The sequence below is a fragment of the Candidatus Binatia bacterium genome (assembly GCA_036493895.1).
In the GTDB taxonomy this organism is placed as follows: domain Bacteria; phylum Desulfobacterota; class Binatia; order UBA1149; family CAITLU01; genus DATNBU01.
Window position 1 is genome coordinate 39,672 of record DASXOZ010000007.1, and the last position, 15,949, is coordinate 55,620.

The 15,949-nt window shown below is 67.8% G+C and carries 11 protein-coding genes; 5 read left to right on the plus strand and 6 right to left on the minus strand.

Annotated elements, in window-relative coordinates:
• The first annotated feature begins 28 nt into the window (after positions 1 to 28).
• From VGK20_00815 to VGK20_00835, 5 genes are all read left to right on the plus strand, one after another.
• Complete coding sequence (locus tag VGK20_00815) at positions 29 to 1,258, plus strand: MdtA/MuxA family multidrug efflux RND transporter periplasmic adaptor subunit (protein HEY2772567.1); 1,230 nt, start codon at positions 29 to 31, stop codon at positions 1,256 to 1,258.
• Positions 1,255 to 4,368 carry a multidrug efflux RND transporter permease subunit gene (locus tag VGK20_00820; GenBank protein ID HEY2772568.1) on the plus strand — a complete coding sequence of 1,038 codons (3,114 nt, stop codon included), beginning with the start codon at positions 1,255 to 1,257 and terminating at the stop codon, positions 4,366 to 4,368. The genes VGK20_00815 and VGK20_00820 overlap by 4 nt, the downstream gene beginning before the upstream one ends.
• Positions 4,365 to 7,475 carry a multidrug efflux RND transporter permease subunit gene (locus tag VGK20_00825; GenBank protein ID HEY2772569.1) on the plus strand — a complete coding sequence of 1,037 codons (3,111 nt, stop codon included), beginning with the start codon at positions 4,365 to 4,367 and terminating at the stop codon, positions 7,473 to 7,475. Before VGK20_00820 ends, VGK20_00825 begins: the two co-directional genes overlap by 4 nt.
• Before the next feature lies 1 nt (position 7,476).
• Complete coding sequence (locus VGK20_00830) at positions 7,477 to 9,021, plus strand: efflux transporter outer membrane subunit (GenBank protein HEY2772570.1); 1,545 nt, start codon at positions 7,477 to 7,479, stop codon at positions 9,019 to 9,021.
• 160 nt (positions 9,022 to 9,181) lie between these two features.
• Positions 9,182 to 9,592, plus strand: a complete 411-nt coding sequence (locus VGK20_00835; protein ID HEY2772571.1) for a RidA family protein — start codon at positions 9,182 to 9,184, stop codon at positions 9,590 to 9,592.
• Between the two features lie 30 nt (positions 9,593 to 9,622).
• On the opposite strand, the gene VGK20_00840 is transcribed toward VGK20_00835, so the two are convergent.
• The 6 genes from VGK20_00840 to VGK20_00865 form a co-directional block, all read right to left on the minus strand.
• Positions 9,623 to 11,521: a chloride channel protein gene (locus VGK20_00840; protein ID HEY2772572.1), complete on the minus strand. Its 1,899-nt coding sequence runs from the start codon at positions 11,519 to 11,521 to the stop codon at positions 9,623 to 9,625.
• Positions 11,518 to 12,066: a MarR family winged helix-turn-helix transcriptional regulator gene (locus VGK20_00845; GenBank protein ID HEY2772573.1), complete on the minus strand. Its 549-nt coding sequence runs from the start codon at positions 12,064 to 12,066 to the stop codon at positions 11,518 to 11,520. Before VGK20_00845 ends, VGK20_00840 begins: the two co-directional genes overlap by 4 nt.
• Before the next feature lie 196 nt (positions 12,067 to 12,262).
• The gene (locus tag VGK20_00850) at positions 12,263 to 13,027 is read right to left on the minus strand and encodes an SPOR domain-containing protein (GenBank protein ID HEY2772574.1); all 765 of its coding nucleotides are present in this window, start codon (positions 13,025 to 13,027) and stop codon (positions 12,263 to 12,265) included.
• Between the two features lie 348 nt (positions 13,028 to 13,375).
• On the minus strand, positions 13,376 to 15,040 hold the full coding sequence (gene argS, locus VGK20_00855; protein ID HEY2772575.1) for an arginine--tRNA ligase: 1,665 nt from the start codon (positions 15,038 to 15,040) through the stop codon (positions 13,376 to 13,378).
• Between the two features lie 102 nt (positions 15,041 to 15,142).
• Complete coding sequence (gene rplQ / locus VGK20_00860) at positions 15,143 to 15,559, minus strand: 50S ribosomal protein L17 (GenBank protein ID HEY2772576.1); 417 nt, start codon at positions 15,557 to 15,559, stop codon at positions 15,143 to 15,145.
• A gap of 99 nt (positions 15,560 to 15,658) precedes the next feature.
• A partial coding sequence (locus tag VGK20_00865; GenBank protein HEY2772577.1) for a DNA-directed RNA polymerase subunit alpha C-terminal domain-containing protein occupies positions 15,659 to 15,949 on the minus strand: 291 nt, incomplete at its 5' end.

Below are 15,949 nucleotides of genomic sequence, written 5' to 3' on the forward strand. Positions count from 1 at the left end.
AGTCGTCGCCGCGGCAGTCCTCGCCTGCGTGCTCATCGTGCTCATGGTGCGCGGCTGCGCGCACCGCGGCGGCGACACCCCGCCCGGCGGCGGACCGGCATCGGCGCGAAGCATCCCGGTCACCGTCGCGGCGGCAAAGACCGATGACGTCGACGTCTACCTCGACGGACTCGGATCGGTGACGCCGCTGGCCACGGTCACCGTGCGTTCGCGAGTAGACGGTCAGCTGATGAGCGTGCGATTCCGCGAAGGCGACGAGGTTCATGCCGGCGACCTGCTGGCCGAGATCGACCCGCGCCCCTTCAAGGTGCAGCTCGACCAGGCCCGGGCCCAGCTGGCAAAGGACCAGGCGCTGCTCGGCAATGCCAAGGTCGACCTGGATCGCTACCGGCTGCTGTTCCAACAGGATTCGGTGGCCAAGCAGCAGCTCGATTCCCAGCAGTCGCAGGTCAAGCAGGATGAGGCGGCGCTCGAGCTCGACAACGCGCTGATCGAGAGCGCCGAGCTGCAGCTCGTCTACTGCAACATCACCGCGCCGGTCAGCGGAAGGCTCGGGCTGCGCCTCGTCGATCCCGGAAACATCGTGCGCTCCAGCGACAACGGCGGTCTCGTCACGATCACGCAGCTCCAGCCGATCGCAGTCGTCTTCACGATTCCGGAAGACGACGTAGGCAAGGCGCAGGCCAGCCTGAAGGCCACGGCTGCGCCACGCGTCGAAGCGTGGGACCGCGAGCAGCGCCACATGCTGGCCGTCGGCACACTGATCACGATCGACAACCAGATCGATCCGGCCACCGGCACGATCAAGCTCAAGGCAGAGTTTGCGAACTCGGACGATTCGCTGGTCGCCAACCAGTTCGTCAACGCCCGGCTGCTCGTCGACGTCAAGCGCGGCAGCATCGTGATCCCCGCGGCCGCCGTCCAGCACGGCAGCGAAGGAACGTTCGTGTACCTCGTCAAGGAGGACCAGACGGTCGAAGTGAAGCCGGTCGTCGTCGATCTGGCGCAGAAAACGATCGCGGCCATCGCCGGCGGTCTTGCCGTTGGTGACAAGGTCGTCGTCGAAGGCGCCGAAGGCCTGCGGGCCGGCACGAAAGTCACCGTGCAGACTCCCGGCGCACCAGGCGACAAGGGCGCCGGCGGCGGAAAAAACCCGGCGTCCGGCAAGGAAGCGGCGACCCCCCAGGCTGCCGCGCCGAACGCAGCGGCTTCCGGAGAACAGGCACCGACGGCGGCGCCCTCCCAGCACGGACCATGAACCTGTCGCGGCCTTTCATCCTGCGTCCGGTAGCGACGACGCTTCTGATGACCGCGCTGTTCCTGGCCGGACTCGTCGCCTACCGGCAGCTGCCGGTGGCCGCCCTGCCGCAGGTCGACTACCCGACGATCCAGGCCGTGACGTTCTACCCCGGCGCCGGGCCCGAAGTGATGGCCTCGTCGGTCACCGCACCGCTCGAGCGGCAGTTCGGGCAGATGCCTGGCCTGCAGCAGATGACGTCGTCGAGTTCGGGCGGCAGCTCGATCGTCACGCTGCAGTTCAACCTCGATCTCGGCCTCGATGTAGCCGAGCAGGAAGTCCAGGCCGCGATCAACGCCTCGGGCAGCTATCTGCCCCGCGACCTTCCGAACCCGCCGGTCTACAGCAAGGTCAATCCCGCCGACGCGCCGATCCTCACGCTCGCGCTCACTTCCGACACGCTGCCGCTGCCGCGAATCGAAGACCTCGCCGAGACTCGCCTCGTGCAGAAGATTGCCGAGCTTCCCGGCGTCGGCCTGGTCTCGGTCGGCGGTGGACAGCGGCCCGCCGTCCGCGTGCGCGCCAATCCGACTGCGCTTGCCTCCTACGCGCTGACGCTCGAGGACCTGAGAACCGCGATCGCGACCGCCAACGTGAACCAGGCCAAGGGCGGATTCGACGGGCCGCACCAGTCGTACGTGATCGGCGCGAACGACCAGCTGCTGAAGAGCGACGAGTACGCCCGCCTGATCGTCGCGTATCGCGACAACGCCCCGATCAAGCTCTCCGACGTCGCCGAAGTCGTCGACGACGCGGAGAACATCCACCAGGCAGCCTGGAGCAACCAGGTGCCCGCCGTGCTGCTCAACGTGCAGCGCCAGCCCGGCGCCAACGTCATCGAGGTCGTCGACCGCATCGAGCACCTGCTGCCCCAGCTCGAAGCCACCCTCCCCTCTTCCGTCCGCGTCGAGGTGCTCACGGACCGGACGACGACGATCCGCGCGTCGATCAAGGACGTGCAGTTCGAGCTGATGCTCGCGGTCGCGCTCGTCGTAGCGGTGATCTTCCTGTTCCTGCGCAGCCTGTCGGCCACGGTGATCCCGGCAGTGGCGGTTCCGCTGTCGCTCGTCGGCGCCTTCGGCGCGATGTACCTGCTGGGCTTCAGCCTGAACAACCTGTCGCTGATGGCGCTGACGATCTCGACGGGATTCGTCGTCGACGACGCGATCGTGATGATCGAGAACATCGCACGCTACGTCGAGGCCGGGCAATCCCCGCGCGAAGCCGCGCTGGCCGGCGCCGAGCAGGTAGGCTTCACGATCCTGTCGCTGACCGTCTCGCTGATCGCGGTGCTGATCCCGCTGCTGTTCATGGGCGACGTAGTCGGGCGACTGTTCCGGGAATTCGCGATCACCCTCGGAGTGACGATCCTGCTTTCGGCTGCGGTCTCGCTGACGCTGACGCCGATGATGTGCGTCAAGCTGCTGCGCCATACGCCCGAGGAGCAGCAGGGCCGCTTCTATCGCTGGACGCAGTCGCTGCAGGAGCGCACCATCGACGCCTACTCGCGATCGCTGCGCTGGGTGCTCGACCGGCAGCGCGGCACGCTGGTGGTCGCCGTCACGGTCCTCGTCTTCAGCCTTGTGCTGTACGTCGTCGTTCCGAAAGGGTTCTTCCCGGTGCAGGACACCGGCGTGTTGATCGGAATCTCCGAGGCCCCGCAGAGCATTTCGTTTGCGGCGATGGCCGAGCGCCAGCAGGCGCTGGCAAGAGTCATCCTGCAGGACAGCGCGGTGGCCAGCCTGTCCTCCTTTATCGGCGTGGACGGGACGAACACCACGCTCAACAGCGGCCGCATCCAGGTCAACTTGAAACCGCTGCACGAGCGCGACGCGGGCGCGACCGGGGTGATTGCCCGCCTGCAGGACAAGCTGCGCACGGTCGACGGAATCACGCTGTTCCTGCAACCGGTACAGGACCTGACGGTGGACGACCGCGTCAGTCGCACGCAGTACCAGTACAGCCTCGAAGACGCCGATCCGGCAGAGCTTGCCGTCTGGGCTCCAAGGCTGGTCACGGCCCTGCGCGAGAGGCCGGAGCTGCGAGACGTCAGCAGCGACCAGCAGGACGAAGGGCTGCGTGCCGTCGTCGACATCGACCGCAGCACCGCCTCGCGTCTCGGCATCCGGCCCCAAGCCGTCGACGACACGCTGTACGACGCTTTCGGCCAGCGCCAGGTCTCGACGATCTTCACGCAGTTCAACCAGTACCGCGTCATTCTGGAAGTCGGGCCCGCCTTCCGCGAGCAGCCGGGCGGTCTCGACTCGATCTACGTCGGCGCCGCAGGCGGCGCCCAGGTTCCGCTGTCCGCGATCAGTCACGTGACCGAGACGGTCGGCCCGCTGTCGATCGGACACCAGGGCCAGTTCCCGCTGGTGACGCTGTCGTTTGATGTCGCGCCGGGCGTTTCGCTCGGCGAGGCCGTCACTGCCGTCGAAGCCGCGACCGCGAAATCCGGCCTGCCGCCGAGCGTGCAAGGCAGCTTCCAGGGCACCGCGCAGGCGTTCCGTGCTTCCCTTGTCAATGAGCCGCTGCTGATCCTGGCCGCGCTGGTGACGGTCTACATCGTGCTCGGCGTCCTGTACGAGAGCTACATTCACCCCGTCACGATCCTGTCGACGCTGCCGTCGGCCGGCGTCGGCGCGATCCTCGCACTGCTGCTATGCCGGCAGGAGCTGACGGTCGTCGCGCTGATCGGCATCGTGCTGCTGATCGGCATCGTCAAGAAGAACGCGATCATGATGATCGACTTTGCGCTGGAAGCGGAGCGCGAGCACGGCAAGAGTCCCGAGGATGCGATCTTCGAAGCGTGCCTGCTGCGCTTCCGTCCCATCATGATGACGACGATGGCCGCGATGCTCGGCGCTCTGCCGCTCGCGGTCAGCCACGGTGTCGGTGCCGAGCTGCGCCGGCCTCTCGGCATCACGATCGTCGGTGGTCTTCTCGTGAGCCAGGCGCTGACGCTCTACACGACTCCGGTCATCTACCTCGCGTTCGACCGGCTGGCGCGCCGCGCCGGCGAGCGCCGCCGGCCGAGCGACGGGCCGGAGCTCGCGACGGAGGCCCCGTGAGCGTCTCGGCGCCATTCATCCGTCGGCCGGTCGGAACCACGCTGCTGACTCTCGGCCTTGCGCTGGCCGGCGCCGTCGGATTCTGGCTGCTGCCGGTCGCGCCGCTGCCCCAGGTCGACTTCCCGACGATCTCGGTCGGCGCAGCGTTGCCGGGCGCGAGCCCGGAGACGATGGCGTCGTCCGTGGCCGCTCCACTCGAGCGCCAGTTCTCCCGCATTGCCGGCGTCACCGACATGACGTCGACGAGCTATCTCGGGCAGACGTCGATCGTCCTGCAGTTCGATCTGGCCCGCAGCATCGACGGCGCCGCACGCGACGTCGAGGCAGCGATCAATGCGGCGCGCGGCGACCTGCCGACGAACCTCCCGTCCAATCCGACGTACCGCAAGGTCAATCCCGCCGATGCTCCGGTGCTCATCCTCGGGATGACATCCGACACGCTGAGCACCGGCGCCATGTACGACATCGGCTCGACAATCCTCCAGCAGAAGCTCGCGCAGGTCGAAGGCGTGGGCCAGGTGTTCGTCGGCGGTGCATCGCTGCCCGCCGTGCGCGCCGAGCTGAACCCGCTGGCGCTCAACAAGTACGGCCTGAGCCTGGCAGACGTGCGGGCGGCGTTGTCGACGACCAGCGTGAACCGCCCCAAGGGCGAACTGACGACGGGAGACCGGACCTGGCAGATCCACTCCAACGACCAGCTCCGTACTGCCGAGCAGTACCGCCCGGTGGTTGTCGCCTACCACGACGGGGCGCCCGTACGATTGTCGGACGTCGGCACCGTCGACGATTCGGTCGAGGACCTTCGCAACGCGGGCTTTCTCAACGGCAAGCCGGGAGTATTCGTCATCATCTTCCGTTCGCCGGGCGCCAACATCATCGACACGGTCGACCGGGTGCGCGCGGTACTGCCGCAGCTGGCTGCGTCGGTGCCGGCCTCGCTGAACCTTTCGGTGGTCATCGACCGCACTCCGCCGATCCGCGCGTCGCTTCACGACGTCGAGTTCGCGCTCGTGCTGGCCGTGTGCCTGGTGACGCTGGTCGTGTTCGCATTCCTGCGCAGCCCGCGCTCGACGCTGATCCCGAGCGTCGCCGTGCCGGTCTCGCTGATCGGCACCTTCGGCTGCATGTACCTGCTCGGCTACACGCTCGACAGCCTGTCGCTGATGGCGCTGACGATCTCGACGGGATTCGTCGTCGACGACGCGATCGTCGTCCTCGAGAACATCACGCGGCACATCGAGGAAGGCGTCGAGCCGCTGCAGGCCGCGCTCACCGGTGCGAGCGAGATCGGCTTCACGGTGCTGTCGATGAGCGCGTCGCTCGTCGCGGTGTTCCTCCCGATCCTGCTGATGGGCGGAATGGTCGGCCGCCTGTTTCGCGAGTTCGCCGTCGTGCTGTCGATCGCGATCACGATCTCGCTGGTGCTCTCGCTGACGACGACGCCGATGATGTGCGCCGCATTCCTGCGCCGCAGCACGACGAAGCGCCATAACCGGATCTACCGGTTCTTCGAGGCGATCTTCGACGGCATGCACCGCTTTTACGAGAAAACGCTCGGATGGGCGCTCGCGCATGCACCGTTCATTCTCGTGCTGACGCTGGCCACCGTCGTGGCCAACGTGGCGCTCTTCGTCTGGATTCCGAAGGGATTCTTTCCGCAGCAGGACAACGGGCGCCTGACCGGCACCATCCAGGCCTCGCAGGACAGTTCCTTCCAGGCGATGCGCGATCGCCTCTCCCAGGTCGTCGACGTGATCCGGCGCGACCCTGCCGTGGAGAACGTCCTCGGCTTCACGGGCGGCGGAGGCGGCTCGGCGCGCAACAGCGCAAGGCTGTTCGTCGCGCTCAAGCCCGCTTCCGAGCGCTCGCTGACCGCCGACGAGGTCATCGGCCGTCTTCGCGGACCCCTGTCGAAGATCCCCGGTGCTCCAACCTATATGCAGGCGGTGCAGGACCTGCGCGTGGGCGGACGGATCAGCAACGGCCAGTTCCAGTACACGCTGCAGGGCGAGAAGGTCAGCGACCTGGTCGAGTGGGCACCGAAGCTCGTGCGGGCGCTGCGCGAAACGCCGGGAATCGTGGACGTGAGCAGCGACCAGCAGGATGCGGGACTCGAAGCGACGCTCGCGATCGACCGGCCCACCGCGTCGCGACTCGGCCTCACCCCTTTGACGATCGACGACGCATTGTACGACGCATTCGGCCAGCGCCAGGTCTCGATCCTGTACACCCCTCTCAACCAGTACCACGTCGTGATGGAGGTCGATCCGCGCTTCTGGCAGGACCCCGGCACCCTGTCGCGTGTCTACGTGAGCTCGCCGTCCGGGGACCAGGTGCCGCTGTCGGCCTTCGCGCGCTTCGAGCCCTCGGCCACCACGTTGTCGGTCAGCCACCAGGGACAGTTCCCGGCCGTGACGGTATCGTTCAACCTCCTGCCCGGAATGGCGATCAGCCAGGGCGTCGATGCGCTCGAGGCGGCCGCAAGCCGGATCGGTATGCCGCCGACGATCCACGGCAACTTCCAGGGCACGGCGCAGGCGTTCCAGGCGTCGGCGTCGAGCACGCCGCTGCTGATCCTGGCCGCGCTGCTGACGGTCTACATCGTGCTCGGCGTGCTCTACGAGAGCTACGTCCATCCCATCACGATCCTGTCGACGCTTCCGTCCGCGGGAATCGGCGCGATCGTCGCACTTTTGCTGTCGGGCCTCGACCTGAGCGTGATCGCGATGATCGGGATCCTGCTGCTGATCGGGATCGTCAAGAAGAATGCGATCATGATGATCGACTTCGCGCTGGAGGCGGAGCGCAAGCGCGGGCGCAAACCGGACGTCGCGATCTACGAAGCCTGCCTTCTGCGCTTCCGCCCGATCATGATGACGACGTCGGCGGCGCTGCTGGGCGCGCTGCCGCTCGCGCTCGACAGGGGCGTCGGTTCGGAGCTTCGCCGGCCCCTCGGCATCGCGATCGTCGGAGGACTCATCGTCAGCCAGGCGCTGACGCTGTACACGACTCCGGTCGTCTATCTCTATCTCGAGCGCCTTCGCCTGTGGACGCGGCGTCACGTGCTCGGCGGGCGGCGACGCCACGCCGCGCCGGAGGCGGTGTAAAATGAATGCTCGCGTCTCGTTCCTGTTGCTGGCGCTTGCGTTCCCATCCGCGTGCAGCGTGGGCCCCGATTACGTGCGGCCCGACGCACCGACCGCCGCGACGTACAAGGAAGCCGGATCCTGGAAAATCGGGGAGCCCGGCGACACCGCGTCCCGCGAGCAGTGGTGGGCCGAGTTCGACGACACCACGCTCGACGGCCTCGAGCACCGCATCGAAGTCTCCAACCAGGACCTCGCCGCGGCGCAGGCCAGATTCCGCCAGGCGCGCGCGCTGGTCGAGCAGGCCCGCGCCGCGTACTTCCCGAACGCCACCATCGGCCTGTCGGCCGGACGCTCGCACCGATCGGCCAACGCCGGCTTTTCGGGATCCGGCACCAGCGCAGGCGGAGCCGCCGGGTCGTCGTCCTCAACGTCGCTGAACAGCTCCGACTATGTGCTGCCGATCGACATCTCGTGGGAAGCCGACGTCTGGGGCCGCGTACGGCGCAGCGTCGAGTCGAGCCGCGCCTCTGCGCAGGCCAGCGCTGCCGATGTCGCCGCCACGCTGCTCAGCCTTCGGGCCGAGTGCGCGACCGACTACTTCACGCTGAGAAGCCTCGATTCCCAGCAGCAGCTTCTCGACGATACGGTCAAGGCATTCGAAAAATCGCTGCAGGTGACGAAGAACCGCTACTCGGCCGGTGTGGCCGCCCGCACCGAAGTCGCGCAGGCCGAGACACAACTCGAGAACACGCGCACGCAGGCCATCGATGTCGGCGTCCAGCGCGCCCAGGTCGAGCATGCGATCGCCGTCCTCGTCGGAACGACGCCTTCGGACTTTTCTCTTGCGCCGGCGCCGCTTCGCGACGTGCCGCCGCCCGTGCCGCCCGGATTGCCATCGGAGCTGCTCGAGCAGCGTCCCGACGTCGCCGCCGGCGAGCGCCGCGTCGCGGCCGCCAACGCGCAGATCGGTGTGGCCCAGGCGGCCTACTATCCGGACGTCACGCTGTCGGCCTCGGGCGGGCTCCAGTCGGCGCACCTGTCGGACTGGTTCACGTGGCCGAGCCGCTTCTGGTCCGTCGGTCCTTCGATCTCCGAGACCGTGTTCGACGGCGGCCTCAGGCACTCGCAGACGCGACAGGCGCGCGCGGCCTACGACGCCGAAGTGGCAGCCTATCGCAAGAGCGTGCTGACGGGATTCCAGGAAGTCGAAGACAGCCTGGCGGCTTTGCGGATCCTCGAGAACGAAGCCGAGGTCCAGCAGCGTGCGGTGGCCTCTGCCGAGGAGTCCGTGCGGCTCACCATCAACCAGTACAAGGCGGGGATTGTGAGCTATCTCAACGTCGTCGTCGTGCAGGCCACTGCGCTGTCGAGCGAGCGCGACGCTGTCGTCACGCGCAACCGCCGCATGGCCGCGACGGTGCAGCTGATCAAGGCGCTCGGCGGCGGCTGGACCGCGCGCGAGCTGCCGTCCGATGCCAACGTCTCCCGCACCGACGCGCCGCACGTCGATACGCTCGAGGCATCCGGCGCCGGCGCGTCGGAAGCCCCCGCCGTCGCCCGGTAGAGCCGGTTCCTGCAGGAAACGGCCGTGAATGTCGCCGCAATGACGGGCTCGACCGGTTCGATCAGATGGCCGACTGGCTCGCGGATCTCGCACCGTGGCTCGCGCAACCATACCGCGGGCAGCGCTTGCACGGCAGACCTCGATCGTGTCAGAAGCGCTCATGCTCCAGCACATCCAGCCGCCCGATCTGTTTCGAAGCTCGAAGCTCGGTTTCACGCAGGTCGTTACTGCGACGGCCGGGGCCGTTGTCTGGGTTGCAGGCCAGACGGCCTGCGACGAGCGTGGACGGCCGGTGGGAGCCGGCGATATCGGGAAACAGGCCGAGGTCGCGCTCGAGAACGTCCGTCGCGCGCTTGCTGCCGCCGGCGCCGGTCCTGCCGACGTCACGATGCTGAGGGTCTACATCGTCGGCTTCACGCACGAGGCCGCGAGCGAGATCGGCGGGCGAGTCGCCAGCTTCTTTGCCGGCGTCGAGCCGCCCGCGTCCACCTGGGTCGGAGTGACGGCGCTCATGCACCCGGACTTCCTCATCGAGATCGAAGCCGTCGCGGCAGTGCCGGCCGCAAGCTGACGGACGCTCCGGCGCGCACGCCGCGAAAGCTCAACGCGAGGAAACGCGCAGTGCGAGAGTCTTCCTCGCCCTGACCAGCCACCCGGGCGCGATCGCCGAAAGCGGAAGGACGCGCTCGCGCCTCTGCTCTTCCTCGAGGTGCTGGATCCGCGCCTTGAGCATGTCTTCCAGCGCGATCTCGCCGACCATCTTGCGGCCGTCGCGGCCGGCAACGACGGGCAGCAGCGTGCGGCCCGTCGTCGCCATGCGATGCACGGCGATTCGAAGAGGCTCGTCGGCGTGCGCGACGACGGGTTTTCGCGCTATGCCGCCGAGAGTCGGCGGCGAGCCGCCGTCGCCGAGCAGCCAGGAATTGACGTCGGTGCGGGTCGTGACGCCGACGAGACCGCCGTCCTCGTCGACGACATGGAAGAGCTGGCGAAGCGAGCTGGTCGAGTCGGCCGGCGGCCGGAAGTCGCCGCGGTGCAGCGAAGCCGGCAGCACGCGCACCGACGTTCGCATCACTTCGCGCACGAACAGGATCTCGAGCGGATCAGTCGAATATTCGCGGCTGAGGTGAAAACCGCGGCGGCTGACTTTCTCGGTGAGGATCGAGCGCCTGAGCGCGAGCACGGTGAATGCGTGCGCGATCGGCACGGCGATGAGCAACGCGAGCGCCGCGCCCCAGGCCTGGGTCAGCTCGAGCGCGAAGACGACGCCCGTAAGCGGCGAGCGCATGGTGCCGCCGAGCATCGCCGCCATGCCGAGAAGCGGCCAGAATCCCTCGCCCACTTTGGGAAACCACGACGCTTCGAGGCCGCCGATCGCAGCGCCCATGATCAGCAGCGGCGCCAGCACGCCGCCGGAAGTCCCCGAGCCCAGCGAGATGCTCCAGATCAGCGCCTTGACGACCATCAGCACGACGAGGGCGCGACCGACGATGCCGCCTCGCAGCAGCGAATCGATCACGTCGTAGCCGACGCCGAGAGCGCGCGGTTCGATGAGACCGCCGAGGCCAATGGCAAGGCCGCCGACGGCCGGCCACCACATCCAGTGGATCGGGAGCCTCTGGAACGCATCTTCGAAGAGATACACCGCGCGCGTGAGCAGCCCGGACGCGGCGCCGGCAATCACGCCGCACGCGACGCACGCGGCGGCCAGCGCGACGTCGGGATGCACGGCCGGCAACTGCAGCGGGAACAACGGGCCCGATCCGAGGAGCAAAGGACGGATGCACGCCGCCGTGGCGCTCGCGAGCGCGACGGGGATGAAGCTTCGCGGCTTCCACTCGAACAGCAGCAGCTCGACGGCGAGCAGCGCGGCGGCCAGCGGCGAATTGAACGTCGCGCTCATCCCCGCCGCCGCGCCGGCGACGAGCAGCGTTTTTCTCTCGGCGGCGGTGAGCCTCAGAGTCTGGGCGACGAGCGAGCCGAGTGCTCCTCCTGTCATGATGATCGGGCCTTCGGCACCGAAAGGGCCTCCGGATCCGATCGAAATCGCCGACGAAAGAGGCTTGAGAAGCGCGACGCGCGGCTGGATGCGGCTGCCGTGGATCAGGATCGACTCGATCGCTTCGGGAATGCCGTGGCCGCGGATCTTCTCCGATCCGTAACGCGCGATGACGCCGATGACGAGCGCGCCGATCACCGGAACGACGACGGCCGCGGCTCCGAGCGTGTTCTGCGCCGGCGAGACGGCCGCGAAGCTGAGCCTCTGGAAGAAGAAAAGATTCGTGAACAGCGCGATGGCCCGAAGCAGCGCGAACGCGACAACGGCGCTGAGCGCTCCGATGCCGCAGGCAAGGAGCGTCAGCGGGAGGACGCGTGCGGTGGTCGTGAAGTCGCCGAGCTCATCGACCTGTGTGAGACCGGGTGCGGCAGTGGCGACTGGTGGACGCGGCGCCGGTGCGATGCCCGAGGGCGCCGCCTGCGTTTGGCAGGCGGCACTCACGGCTGCCGCTCCTGGCCGCGCCGCCGGCCCATCGTGCCTGCAAGCGCCTCGAGCGCGCCGATCAACGCCGGTGCGCGCGTCAGGAGCTCGGTGCGGTGCGCGACCGCGAGCTTTTCGAGCACGCGGATCCCCTTGACCGTGAGCACGACCTGCACCTGCCGGCCGTCCATCGGGGACGGCTGTTTGCGCACGAGCTGTCTCTCTACGCACCGGATGACGAGATCGACGGCACTGTTGTGCTGGATCTGCAGGCGTTCGGCGAGGCACCCGATCGTCGGCTCCACGCCATCGGGCAGCCCGCGGATTGCGAGCAGAAGCTGGTGCTGTTGGGGCTCCAGGTTGACCGAGCGGGCGCTGGCTTCGCTGAATGCGACGAAACGGCGGATCTGGAAGCGCAGCTCCGCAAGGGCGCGGTATTCCTTGAGGCTGACGGTGGCCGGCATCGCGGAGATGTATCGTGATACGATATAAAAATCCAATGCCCACCGGGCGCCCCGCACGGGCTCCCGCCGGCATCGGCCGAGGACGCGAGTGAGCCGGGTCACCGCCCGCAATTCGCAGCGACTCGCCCCTCGTGGAACGCGATGAGAGCCCGGAAAAAAGCCCGGGCGAACGGGCGACCCGGGAGCGGTCGTCCAACGGGTTCCGCAACGAGCGAACGACCGGTAAAAAATGAAGAGAGAAGATCAGCGCACGTCGCTCTGGCACGCGCGCATCATCGCCAACTGCAATCGGCCCGGCCTACTCCGTGCTGACGAACGCCTGCCCGAGCCCCATTTCCTGGTGGCAGCGGTCTGCCGCCGCGCGGGCCTCACCGAAGGCCGAATAGCTTCCGACGCGCACGCGGTACCACGCGTCGTCGCCGTCGCTGACCTTCTTGATGTAGGCCGCGTAGCCGTGGGCCTTCAGCTTCTGCACGAGTTGATCGGCATCAACCTGTTTGCGCGTCTGGAGGATCTGGACGGTGTAGCCGTGGCCGCGCGCGGGCTCGGCGTCGTCTTTCTCCTTTTCCTTTTCCTTGGCGGCTGCAGCTTCCTTCGCCTTTGCATCTTTCTGGGCCTCCTTCGCCGTGGTCCCTGCAGGGATGGAGACTGGTGCGGGCTTGGTGGCTGGCGTCGCCGCGGCAACCGGTGCGGCGGCAACTTGCGCTTTGCTGTCGGCGGGCGTGTCGACTTTTGCGACCGCTGCGACGGGTTCGGCAGTGTTCGAGGAAGCGGAATTCTTGTCCGGCGCAGCGGCCGGCTTCCCGCTCGATGCGGAAGCGGCAGCGACGGGCGCCGCCTTGGCCGGTTTCTCGATCGGCTCCGGCCTTTTGTATTTCGTGAAGTCGTCGACGGGAATGCGCGCGACGCGATCTTCGGCGGGCGCGTGGAACGACGCGTTCTTCTTGCCGACGAAGAGGCCGAAGAAGAACACGGTGGTCACGGTGACGACGAAGCTGACGGCGACCAGCGTCATCTCGAAGCTGGTCAGCTGGAGCTGTCGTCTCGCCTGCCGCGTCGCCATCCGCCCTGCCTCCGCCACACCTTCGCGGGAACGACCGGCTCGCGTTCCCTGACTGAGGCCAGGCTCGCGCCTGGTCTCGCTTCTCGCCGGCCCGACTCTCGCCGGTCCTTGCCGCGCTCCGGTCCGGTCCCGCCCGGCTCTTGCCGGGCCTCCGCGTCCCGGACCGCTGAGGGGGCCGGGGCGCTCATTGTAGCGGGTTCGCCGGGAAGAGCCCGCATCCAAAATGGGTGATGTGCAAAAAAAGTGACCCGCGACTGGCACTTAGGACGGGTCGCGAAGGCCTTACATGCGTTCGGGAGCGACCACCCGGCGCCTCGGCACGCGGAGATGGCGGCGGATCGGGATGCCCTACATTCGATCCGGAGCGGCGATCCCGACGAGCTTCAGGGCCCCTCCGAGCACCTGTCCAACGGCCCGGGCCAGCAGCAGGCGCGCGCCGGTGGCGGCGGGATCCTCGCCGACGAAGCGGTGCTTCGAGTAGAAACGGTGGAACTCGCCGGCCAGCTTCTGCGCGTAGAAAACCACCCGGTGGGGCTCGAGCGCGTCAGCCGCGCCGGCGACGATCTCGGGGAACTCGGCCAGCAGCTTGATCAGCGCGATCTCGTCGGGGTGCCCGAGCGGCGAGGTCGACCCGACGCCCGGCTCCGGCACGCGAATCTCCTTCTCGTCGGCCTGGCGGAAGATGCCGGCGATGCGCGTGTACGCGTACTGCACGTAGAAGACCGGATTCTCGGCAGTCTGGCGACGGGCGAGCTCGAGGTCGAAGTCCAGGTGCGCGTCCGACTTTCGCGACAGGAAGAAGAAGCGCGCGATGTCGGGACCGACTTCGCCCAGCACGTCTCGCAGCGTGATGAATTCGCCGGTGCGCTTGCCCATGCGCACCGGCGTTCCGTCGCGCGAAAGGCTCACCATCTGCACGAGCACGACGCGCAGCTTGTCGGGGTTCTGGCCGAGCGCCTGCAACGACGCCTTCACTCGCGCGATGTAGCCGTGGTGGTCGGCGCCCCAGACGTTGACGAGGCGGTCGAAACCCTGCAGCACCTTTTCGCGGTGGTAGCAGATGTCGCCGGCAAAATACGTCATCGTGCCGTCGCTCTTGACGATCGGGCGATCCTTGTCGTCGGCGAACGCGGTCGTGCGCATCCACGTCGCACCGTCGGCTTCGTAGAGACAGCCGCGCGACCGCAGATCCTCGATCGCTTCCTCGACCTTGTGGCTCTGGCCGAGCGCGCGCTCGCTCGTGAAGTTGTCGAAGCGCACGCCGAAATCGGCAAGATCGGCGCGGATGCGGTCCATCATGACGTCGCCGGCGCGAAGGCCGAGCTCCAGCACGGCTTTGTCGCGGGGCACCTGCGTCCAGCGTTCCCCTTCCGTCTCGATCAACTCCTGGGCGTAGACCGTGACGTAGTCGCCGGGATAGCCGTCCTCGGGAAACGGCTCGTCGCGTCCGAGCAGCTGCAGGTAACGCGCGAGCACCGAGCGGCCGAGCGTATCGATCTGCACGCCGGCGTCATTGATGTAATACTCGCGCTCGACCGCGTAGCCGGCGGCCTCCAGGACGCGCGCAATGGCGTCACCGGTGGCGGCGCCGCGGCCGTGGCCGATGTGCAGCGGTCCGGTAGGATTGGCCGAGCAGAACTCGACCTGGATGCGCTTGCCCTTGCCGGTGTCGCCCTGGCCGTAGGTGTCGCCGGCTTCGAGAATGTCGAGCAGGCGCGCGCGCCACGCCGCGTCGCTGAAGGTGACGTTGAGGAAGCCGGGGCCCGCTGCTTCGGCGTTGGCGACGAGGCCGTCGCCGGCGGTGAGATGGCGTGCGACGATCTCGGCAATCGCGCGCGGAGGCTTGCGCTCGGCCTTGGCCAGCATCATCGCGACGTTGGTCGCGAGGTCGCCGTGGCCGTCGTCGCGCGGGATCTCGACGATATAACCCGGGGTTTCGGTCGAAGAGAGATCGCCGGCCGCGCGCGCGTCGGCCAGGGCGCGATCGATGATCTGGCGCAGGCGGGCTTTCATGTTCTCCCGTGGGGTTGGGAACGGGCAGCAGCGCGCCTCATCCAGGAGCCGACGCGACTTGGATACGCGCTGGTGCCTGACCCCAACTTCGAGAAGCCCGCGTCAGCCTGCGACGGCGGCCTTGTCCGCCTTCTTGCCCTTCTCGGCCTTGACGGGCGGCGGCGGCAGCTCGGTCAACTCGAGGATCGAGATCGGCGCGGCATCGCCGGGCCTGCGGCCGAGCTTGATGATGCGCGTGTAGCCGCCTGCGCGGCTCGAAAAGCGCGGCGCCACCTCGGCGAACAGCTTGGCGACGGCTGCGTCGGTACGCACGAACGCGCGCGCACGGCGGCGCGCCGCGATCGATTGCTGCTTGCCGAGCGTGATCATGCGCTCGGCCCAGCGCCGCACTTCCTTGGCCTTGGCGTCGGTCGTGCGGATGCGGCCGTGCTCGATCAGCGACGTGACCATGTTGCGCATCAGCGCGTGGCGATGCGCCGAATTGCGACTCAGCTTGCGACCGGCGTTGAGGTGTCTCATCGCGTTTCTTTCCCTATCCCTTTCGTCGTTCGGGCTCGCGCCCTCGCTGTCTCCGTTCGGGCTCGCGCCCTCACTGCCTCTCCGTTCGGGCTCGCGCCCTCAGTACCGGTCCTGCTCGATCCGCATGCGGTCGAGCGTCTCGCGGTCGGGGAAGTTCGCCAGGCGCATGCCGAGGCTCAGTCCCATCCCGGTGAGGATCTCCTTGATCTCGAGAAGGCTCTTGCGGCCGAAGTTCTTCGTCTTGAGCATCTCGTGCTCGGTGCGCTGCACCAGCTCGCCGACGTACTTGATGTCGGCGTTCTGCAGGCAGTTGGCCGAACGCACCGACAGGTCGAGCTCGTCGACGCAGCGGAACAGCGCATCGTTGATCTGCTCGCCCTCGACTTCGGC